The sequence below is a fragment of the Gemella sp. GH3 genome (assembly GCF_013415425.1).
GTDB lineage: Bacteria > Bacillota > Bacilli > Staphylococcales > Gemellaceae > Gemelliphila.
The window spans coordinates 1-472 of sequence record NZ_JACBYC010000203.1 but is presented as its reverse complement, the minus strand read 5'-3'; the positions used below and the strand labels follow the sequence as shown (position 1 = coordinate 472).

The 472-nt window shown below is 34.3% G+C and carries 1 protein-coding gene; it reads left to right on the top strand.

Annotated elements, in window-relative coordinates; genetic code table 11:
• Window positions 1-47 precede the first annotated feature (47 nt).
• Window positions 48-472, top strand: a 425-nt coding sequence (locus HZY83_RS07685) for an HlyD family secretion protein (protein ID WP_179943464.1), incomplete at its 3' end; no start/stop codon positions are given.

The window sequence follows — 472 nt, the reverse complement described above, 5'->3', positions numbered from 1 at the left end:
CTATAATAGATAAAGTGAATTTTAAAAGCAAATAGGAGGATATATTCATGAAGAAAATGGTATTAGTGAATGTCATTACTATCATTGTCTTAGTAGTTATAGGTGTTCTAGCTTTCTGGTTCTGGAACAATGCGACTAGCTACGTAACTACTGACAACGCAAAAGTAGACGGAGATCAAATTAAAATCTCAAGTCCAGCTTCAGGACAAATTAAATCTCTTGATATTAAACAAGGAGATAAACTTGATAAAGGTGATAAAGTAGCTGAAGTTTCAGCTCAAGGTGAAGGTGGTCAATCTAAAGATATGAGCATCAAAATGCCTCAAAAAGGTACTATCGTAAAAACTGATGGTATGGAAGGGTCTATGGCTCAAGCTGGTAACCCAATCGCTTATGCATACAATTTAGATGATTTATACATTACTGCTAACGTAGATGAAAAAGACATTTCTGATGTAGAAAAAGGAAACGA